This is a genomic window from Actinophytocola sp. (assembly GCF_049647105.1).
GTDB lineage: Bacteria > Actinomycetota > Actinomycetes > Mycobacteriales > Pseudonocardiaceae > Actinophytocola.
The window spans coordinates 1-8,278 of the sequence record NZ_JBARWZ010000186.1; the positions used below are offsets into that span (position 1 = coordinate 1).

7 protein-coding genes are annotated in these 8,278 nt (G+C 69.2%); 3 read left to right on the forward strand and 4 right to left on the reverse strand.

What is annotated here, in order from left to right; genetic code table 11:
* Positions 1–170: 170 nt before the first annotated feature.
* From WBA97_RS22370 to fxlM, 4 genes are all read right to left on the reverse strand, one after another.
* Positions 171–1,037, reverse strand: a complete 867-nt coding sequence (locus tag WBA97_RS22370; protein WP_424232844.1) for a thiopeptide-type bacteriocin biosynthesis protein — start codon at positions 1,035–1,037, stop codon at positions 171–173.
* A complete protein-coding gene (locus WBA97_RS22375; RefSeq protein WP_424232845.1) occupies positions 1,010–2,107 on the reverse strand; it encodes a lanthionine synthetase C family protein in 1,098 nt (365 codons plus the stop codon). Before WBA97_RS22375 ends, WBA97_RS22370 begins: the two co-directional genes overlap by 28 nt.
* A complete protein-coding gene (locus WBA97_RS22380; protein ID WP_424232846.1) occupies positions 2,104–4,914 on the reverse strand; it encodes a lantibiotic dehydratase in 2,811 nt (936 codons plus the stop codon). Before WBA97_RS22380 ends, WBA97_RS22375 begins: the two co-directional genes overlap by 4 nt.
* Positions 4,915–5,212: 298 nt before the next feature.
* Complete coding sequence (gene fxlM, locus WBA97_RS22385; protein ID WP_424232847.1) at positions 5,213–6,424, reverse strand: methyltransferase, FxLD system; 1,212 nt, start codon at positions 6,422–6,424, stop codon at positions 5,213–5,215.
* A gap of 462 nt (positions 6,425–6,886) precedes the next feature.
* Here fxlM and WBA97_RS22390 point away from each other — a divergent pair, with 462 nt between their 5' ends.
* The 3 genes from WBA97_RS22390 to WBA97_RS22400 all read left to right on the forward strand — a co-directional run bounded on the left by WBA97_RS22390 (position 6,887) and on the right by WBA97_RS22400 (position 8,255).
* A complete protein-coding gene (locus WBA97_RS22390; RefSeq protein WP_424232848.1) occupies positions 6,887–7,771 on the forward strand; it encodes a helix-turn-helix domain-containing protein in 885 nt (294 codons plus the stop codon).
* A gap of 5 nt (positions 7,772–7,776) precedes the next feature.
* Positions 7,777–8,001, forward strand: coding sequence for a DUF397 domain-containing protein (locus tag WBA97_RS22395; RefSeq protein WP_424232849.1), 225 nt, complete (start codon positions 7,777–7,779; stop codon positions 7,999–8,001).
* Between the two features lie 116 nt (positions 8,002–8,117).
* Positions 8,118–8,255 (forward strand): hypothetical protein, encoded by a 138-nt coding sequence (locus tag WBA97_RS22400; protein WP_424232850.1) that lies wholly within the window; start codon positions 8,118–8,120, stop codon positions 8,253–8,255.
* Positions 8,256–8,278 lie beyond the last annotated feature (23 nt).

Here is an 8,278-nt window from a genome sequence, read left to right on the forward strand (position 1 = left end):
CGAACTCGGCGAGCCCAGTATGCGCGACCCCGAGATTGGCGAGCAGCCTGCCCTCACCACTCCTCGCACCAACATCGCGGGCGATCCGCAAACCCCGCCACAGCAGGGAAACAGCCTCGTCGTACTCACCGAGCCAGCAGTTGCCGCTCGTGCGGGCGTGCAGGGCGCCGCTAGCGAGCCTTGCTGCTGGAGCCGGCTGAGGCCGGACGTTCCGAGCGGATCTCATCGATGGGACGGCCGAAGATGGCGTCTTTCGCCGCTCGGGCGAGAGCGGCTTGGGTTGTCGCGGGCAGTCCTATCCGGTTCCAGTGGAAGATGACGTGAAGTGCGGTGATGGCGCGCAGTCCCCGGGTGAGTGCGCCTTCCGCGCGGAGTGTCCGTAGCGCCCGTCCCGCGTCCTCGAACGCGGTGAGCCACGTGCGATCGAGCACGTCGGTTCCGGCTCTGCCACGGAGGATGTGGCTGATGTCGTCGGTGAACGAACTCCACACGTCCGCGTCAACGGGTGCGACAGGCACGCTGGCGCGGTGTTCGGCAACTTGGGCCCACACGTCGCCTTGCTCGTTGATGTCGAGTCCGGCGGCTCGCATGAGCGCGGTGCACAGGATGAGGGAGCGTTCCCTGCGGTCGGCGGCGCCTGAGCGAAGGAAGGACAACAGGTGGCTGCTGTCGTGGTGGAACAGCGTGTGGGCCAGATCCATGCTGGCGGGGCCACCGAGGGCATGGGTTTCCGGTTCGTAGATATCGCGGGTCCAGGCCATTCCTGCGGTGAGGCTCGCGTGGATCGGGTCACTGTCTGAGCTGCTGGGCGGACTGGCGAGAAGGTAGCGCACGCGCCATGGGCCTTTCCGGATGAACCACCAGGACGTGATCAGCCCGCTGGCTTCAGCGGCAGGGAGGATGCCACCCAGGTGCTCAGCGGCGTGACGTTCCCGTTCGGCGGAGTCGTCGCCGGGATAGGCGATGTTCAGTTGGTTCCAGGCGGTCGTGTCCACAATGGCCTTTCGGGTCAGCGGAGCAGAAGGCAGGCGTCCCACGATGTCGTCACGGTGCCGATGGTCGCGAGCGTGGCGCCGGCCGCGCCGACGAGGAATCCCGGAGGCTCGTCGGCCGGGGCAGTGGCGTCCCGGTGGCGCTGCGTCGCCGACGTGAGGGTGACCTGCTCGACGGCGTCGGCGGCGATGCAGCGGGCGGTCGCGAGCAGACCGCCGGTTCCGTGGCAGAGGCTCCGGTCGGTGAGAGAGTCCAGCTGGGCTGGGTCGTTGAGGCACGTGGTGAAGGCGGCTTCGGCGCGCTGCCGGCGGGAGCGATCGTGCAGCGCGCGGCCGGCGAGCTGGAGGGCTCGGGCGATGCCCGGCGTCCCGTAGCACCAGGATGGCCGGCGTGGGCCAGGTTGGGCGCTCGTGTGGCGCTGCAGGTCCGCGAGCGTGACGGCCTGTGGCCACCAGGAGCCGCCGCTGACGTGGTTTTGTTCCCAGCTGTCGAGCCACCGGCAGATGCGGGTCATCGCGTCGATCTGCCCGTCAACGGTGATGTCGTCGCCGTGGGCGAGGGCAAGGAGAGCAAGAGGACCGGTGATGCCATGGGCGATTCCGTGGTTGGAATGGCCGCCTGCGGGGCCGGGTCGGGTGCGTTCGGGACCTGCTGGACACCACCAGCCTGGGAGCCCGTCGACGGGTTCTGTCAGGCGCACCAGGTAGGTCAGGACGGAGCGCAGGAGATCGTGGTCGCCGCTGCGGCGAAGCGCGACGCCGAGGCCGGTCAGACCGCCGATGAGGTCGTACTCGCCCAGCGCCGGTCGGCCGTGGCGGTCGATGCGTGCGTGGGCGGCGTCCAGGCGCTGGCGGGTGATCAGGGCCGTGCCAGCGTCGACGGTGTCCCTGGCCTGCGCGAGGCCGGGCCGGTCGGCGGCTCCGTGCAGGACGAACGACAGCGCCGGGGCACCGTGGTAGAGGCTGGCCGAGTCCGACTTGCTGATCCCTTCGGCGACAGCGTGGCTCAACGTCGCATTGGCCAGATCCCACGTTCCCGCGCCCGTGCTGGCTTGCTCGATGTGCAGGAGCGCGATCCCTGCGGCACCGCCGCTGAGGGATTGCCCTGGCTTCACGACGCACCTCGCGCGAGCAGTGTGAGGGCGGTGGCGCGAGCCAGCCGCAGGCAGCGCCGCTCGGACGCCATGCCCACCCCGATCATCCGGACGTGGTGCAGGTGCAGGAGGTCAGCCAGGATCCGGTCCGGATCAAGGCCGTCGTGTTCGGCGTGCGCGCGGTAGTCCGCCAGGGCCTGCCGGAGCCGGTCGTCGCTGCCGGTGCCCAGAGCGCGGATGACGAGTTCGCGATGGTCGCTGATCGGCTGGTCGGAAGTGTGTGGCTCACCGCGGTGGTCGACGTGCTTGATGAGCCAGCCGGGGCCGTTCCCGGTGAAGCCGTCGACGATGCTGATCAGCCCGGCCGCGGTGGCGATCGTCCGATCGCCGGACAAGCGCTGGATGACCGCGTGTGAGTCGGCGGCGAACACCTCCTCGGCCGCGGCGAGCGTCGGTCCGGTGCCGAACCGGGTTTCGGGTCGGTAGGTGTTGATCGTGTAGTCGTGCAGCAACCCGTCGGTGCGGAGCAGCCCCGCCCAGGTGCCGAACTGCCGGGCAGCGGCACCGAACCGGCTGGCGTCGCCGAGCGGGATCCGCAACCGGAGGTGGGGTTCGGGTTCGTGGTAGCGGATGAACCACCAGCCGCTCCCGGCGGCGTCGTCGAGTTCGGCTGTCCGCGCGAGGATGTCATCGCTTCGGCCGAAAACCTTGACATACAGCCAAGGTGACAGGCCCGGCCGGTGCTCGATGGCGTTGAGCGTCTTCGCCGGCCGCGGGTGTTGAGGAGTGCTGGGCGGTGACGTCCGGGCGAGCGTGAGGACGATCTCGTGAGGTCTGCCGTCGATCCAGCCGGCCGGGCCCTGGGTTTCGGTGAGGATCACATCCTGCTGTCGGCGAAGGTGGCTGCGCAGGAGCGCCAGGTGGGCGGGTTCTTCCAGGGTGAGGCGGATCCTCACGTCATCGGTGCCGAGAAGCACCTCCGACGGGATCCGGCAGGTCGCCCGCAGCCGTTCCCATGCCTTCCGCCAGGTGACGAAAGGCTCGGCGAGGGCGGGTAGCGCGGAGGCGGCGATGGTCCAGCGGGCGGCGTGCAGGATTGACCGACCGTGGCGGATGCGCGGGAGGAACGGCAGGTCACGGGCGACGAGTCCCCAGCTGAACGGGCGGCAGGGTGCGCAGAAGGCAGTCCAGATCTCGGTGAGGAACCGCGCGAGCGGCTGCTGGCCGCCGGAGAGGTTGACGCCGTTGAACAGCATCGGCTCGACGGGGCGGCCGTGGGATAAGGAGACGAGCCACAGGCGGCGCGCGTCGCCGGTGACGGCGAGGTCGTCCAGCGTGATGCCGGGAGTCTGCTGGTACTCCCCGAGCGGCAGGACGGGCAGGATCTCGGGCACCCTGGCCACCGCGGTCATCTTGCGGGCCAGGGGCGGCCCGGAAACCTGCACCGCCATCGCCTCGGGCGACACGGTCGGCAGCGCCGCGTACGCGCGCTTGAACCGCGCTCGCTCGGTGTCGGCGAGCAGATGCAGGAAGCGGCCGACGGTGACTCCGGCGTGCCGGGCCCCACTGATGACCGCGAGTGTGAAGTCACCGCGTTCGAGGTCGGCGAGAGTCGTTGCCGCCAAGCTGAACCGGAGCTCGGTGTGCGGGACCGGGGCTCGCTGCCCGAGCATCAGGCGGGCGATGAGATCGTCGTCGAGGACGACCTCGCGGCCGCCGTCGAGGGCGGCCTGCTGGGCGATGATCGCCAGGGCCGTGTCGCGGGAGGTCAGTGCCCGGGTTTCGCGCCGATACGATTCCCGGAAGCCGGCGGGGTACCCCAGGCCGGATCGGCTGACCAGCTCACGCACGGGCGCCACGGCCCCCGGCCCGTACCGTTCGAGGAAAGCCTGGTGGTAGGACTGCCACCAGGGCATCTGCGGCGCGATGAGCGTGAGCGCCGACGCCGCTTGTTCTGCTTCGCGCAGGACCGCGGCGGGCAGGGTCACCGAGCAGCCGACCCGCACATCGGCCGCGGCCCGCCCGGTCCGGTCGGGAAGGTCTCCGTAGCTGGCAAGGTGGGCCGCTGGATCGGTCACGGTCATCGGCGGGCGGACGGCTGAGAGCAGCACACGGCGGGCTACCAGCTGGGCCAGCAGTTCCTCGATCACCGTGAGGTCGACGGCGGGGGCCTCGGCGGCGAGCTTGTCGGCCAGGTCGCTGAAGGGGATCGATTGCCGCGCGATCTCGACAGCCAGGCGCACGGGCCTGGTGAGTTCGACCTCGAGATCCCACAGGTGATCTCCGGTGCCGGAGCGGTCTTCAGCACCGGTGCCCGGGATTATCCACGAGCGGCCGCGGGCGAATCCGAGGCTGTTCGTCACGACGTCGACAGTCCGCAGCGTGTCCAGCTGCTCGATCCGCTCGACCTGCTCGTCCACGAACGCACCGTCCGGCCGGAACACCGTCTGATGCTCGCCGCTCCACCGCACTGTCGCGCGGCCCCCGATGTGCGCGGGTGCCACGCCGGCGAACAGGCCGAACGGCGTCGCTCGGCTGGTCCAGCGCAGCAGGTACCGTGCCACCGTCTCGACCAGCCGCCGCACGCGGCGCACGGTCTTGCGTCCGAGTGGTGGTTCGGCGATCTGCCGCTCCACCTGATTTGCCAGCTCAGCCGACGCGATCCTCACCGCGTCGGCGAACCCCGGCAAACTCCACACGTGCCGGAGCCAGTCGTGCCAGCCGGCCACGTCGTCCCCGGCCAGGTCCGGCCACGGCGGCAACTCCACGTCTGCGGGGAACGTCGTGATCCTGATCAGTGCCGCGTCCACGGCCTCGTACGTGCGCACCTGCACCTCCGTCTTTCCCGCCACGAGAGTGTGGCCCGGCCTTGCAGGCAAGACCGGGCCACACCAGCACTCGGCTGTCAGCCGTTGGTCGTACAGGCATCGCTGCCTGTGTTCCCGTCACCACAGTTGTCCGAGGTGCAGTCCTCTGACCCGGTCGCGGGTGCGGCGCCGCCTTCGACGAGCCGCACATTGAGGCGAAACTCCAAGGGGTCCATCAGAACGTCCTTTCTCCAGAGCGGTTCCTTGCGCCCCTTCCGTGACTCCGTTGGCAGGAAGGAGGTGTTCCCGGGAGGGGTGGCTACGCCGCTGGCCACGTGAACACCACGCGGCTGTGGCGCTTGTCCAGCACCAGTCCTTCCGGGAGATCGGTGTCGGGCGTGCCGATCGCGGTGACGTGCAGGATCGGTACCGGGCGGCCAGCGCGATCCCACGCCCGGATCTGCTCTGCCATCTCTTCGGCGGCCCGTGCGCCGTCGGGGCCGTGGGCGTACGCGACATACTCGAACTCGGCGTCGGCGACCTGGCGAAGCCGGCCGCGGTAGGCCAACGTCGCGCCGTGAACTGACGCGGGAGTCCCGTACTGCCACGACGGATCGACCAGACCGCTGTCGATGGCGCTGGTCTGAGCGATCATCACGGCGAATCCGGGCACGTGGCTCGCCAGCCACAGGTCAAGATCGGAGGAGCGCCGGCCGGACGGGACGATCACACCCGAGGACACTTCGTGACGCTCGTTGGAGAACACGCCATGAAGCAGGGCGCCGTCGACGTCCTGGTGGGCCTCGGTGAGCCACAGGTTGACGCCGTCCCCGAGAGGAACCTCTCGGCCTTTGCTGGCGCCTGCGCCCTGCATGGGCACAAATCCGCAGGTGAGGTTGCTGCGGCTGATCAGCTGGTTCCCGGTGCGCTGGAGCGCCCAGGAGTGGGTCATCCCCAGGGTGCGGAGCGGGACGACGAGCGTGCCGCCGTCGGAAAGCTGGCTGATCCAGGCAGGGGGGACGTCCCACGCCCCGACCGTCACGATGATCAAGTCGTAGCGGCGGCCGGGCTCGATCTCGAACTCGGCGTCGGCGCACACGACCTCGACATCGGCGTAGCCCGCCGCATCCAGGCAGGCGCGTGCCCGGTCCGTGACGTCCGAGTCGATGTCAACGGTCGTCACCGACCCGCTCGGACCGGCGATCTCACGCAGCAGCGCCGCGTTGTAGCCGCCGCTGCCGATCTCGAGGATGTGGCGGCCGGTGGCCTGCCCGAGCATGTCCGCGATCAGGTGAGGCGCGGACACCGAGCTGATGTTCACGCCGTCCTCGCGCCGCTTGGTGACCACCGCGGTGTTCGCGTATGCCTCCTCCAGGGAGACGCCGGGGATGAACAGCTCACGCGGCACGATCCGCAGCGCGCGTTCTACGTCGGCGGGCAAGGTGAGGCCCCGCCGCTCACGTCCCTCGATGATCTTGTCGACCAGCTCGTTGCGGAGTTCCTGTGCTCGCGTGGTGGTTTCTGCGTTCAAATGAGGCGTGCCTCCTAGGCTTATGCAGAGTCAACGATCGGTGACAGACAGCGATTTTCCGCGTGCCGGTCGCAACTATCGCACCGGGATTCCGACGTGTTGAGCGGGCGGGCTCGCGGGCCGGAGCGCGGTCGCCGCCTCGTGCGCGTACCGGGGATTTGGCGCGGGGAGCTGCCGGTGGTGACCCCGCGCGGTCACCACGAACAGCTCGCGCTGGCCTTGGCTGTCCCTGCGTGGTCATCTCGTTCTCGGCCATCGCCATTCCCTTGTGCGTGCTGAGGGCGGGTCGTCCCCTGGTGGGACCGCGGCTACCGAGTAGCGTCATGCCTCACGGTGAGCCAGGTCATAATGAGCACGCTACATCTGAGCGTGCTCAAAATGTAAGTGCTCCGAATGGATGATCCTTGGCTACGACCGGACACTGTCTGACACCAAAACGCCCAGATGGGAGAGGAGGCCGCGGTGGCGGCAGCGCAGAGCCCGACCGCGCTCAAGTGGTGGTTCGCCGTCGAGATGCGGCGGATGCGCGAGGCACAACCCGAGGAGCGGCGTATCAGCCGCGAGGACGCCGCGCGGGCGACCAAGGGCAGCGTTCAGGGCATCGGCCACATCGAGGCGGGCCGGTCACTGCCGAAACCACTGGAGCTGGACAAGCTCCTCGAGCTTTACGGCCAAACCGAGCGAGCGGAGTTCTTCCAGGACCTGCGCGACCGGGCCAAGCGCGGCAAGGACTGGTGGATCGGCTTCGGCCCGTCGGTGCGCAGCTACTTCAACCTGTTCCTCGGCCTGGAGTCCTCCTCGCCGCAGATCGAGGGCTGGGACGCCCTATTGCCGCCGGGGCTGTTCCAGACCCCGGACTATGCCGAAGGTGTGATCCGGGCCGGGTACGCCGACGTTCCCGCCGAGACCGGCACCGGGATCCGCCAGCTGGTCGACCTGCGGATGGCCCGCCAGCGTGAGGTATTGGAGCGGGATCATCCGGCGAAGGTGTGGCGGGTGATCGACGAGGCCGCGCTGCGCCGCGTCGTGGTCAGCAGCGAGGTGACCACCGCCCAGTTGCATCACCTGGCGGAGCTCGCCGAGCGGCCGAACGTGGACGTGCAGGTGGTCCCGTTGGACGCGGGCGCGCACACTGGTACCGAGGGCACGTTCACGCTGTTGTCCGCGCCCCCGGAGCTGGAGAACTACCCCGGCTGCGTGTATGTGGAGACCCTCGTCAAGGGCTACTACTACGAGGAGCTGGAGGAGATCACCAGGTATCGCAACGCCCTGACCCGGTTGCGGGTCCAGGCCACCAAGCCGGAAGACTCCCCGGCGTTCATCCGTCAGCTAGCAAAGGATCTTTGATCATCATGAGGTACGAGGACGCCGTCTCCGCCCTCGCCGCCGCGACCGACTGGCACAAGGCCAGCTTCAGCCAGGGTGGAGAGAACGGCTGCGTCGAGGTCGGATCCGTACCCGGCCTGATCGGTGTCCGTGACACCAAGCTCGGCGACGCGAGCCCGATCCTCGCGTTCACCCCGCACGAGTGGGAGAAGTTACTCGCCGGTGTCCACAACGGCGAGTTCGACTTCTGACCAAACACACTGATACGCAACGATCCCCGGCCACTCACGATGGCCGGGGATCGTCGCGTTTCCGCAGACGTACGCGCCCGTGTCCCGTCCGACTGGGCGGGCGTACGGGGCCCAGCATGACACCGATGTCGCCGGACCGGCTGCTCCACCACCGGCCGTCGACGGGCGCGTGGATCGTCGACGGCGTGTCCGGCGAGACCCGTTTCGGTGGTGCGCTGGACGTGCCCGTGGCCGGGACCTACCTGCCCAGGTGAGCGGTCACGCGGTGCTCTCGACA

Coding starts and splice junctions, on each gene's coding strand:
- WBA97_RS22395 (WP_424232849.1), top strand. CDS start 7,777: ATGAGGTACGAGGACGCCGTCTCCGCCCTCGCCGCCGCGACCGACTGG.
- WBA97_RS22400 (WP_424232850.1), top strand. CDS start 8,118: ATGACACCGATGTCGCCGGACCGGCTGCTCCACCACCGGCCGTCGACG.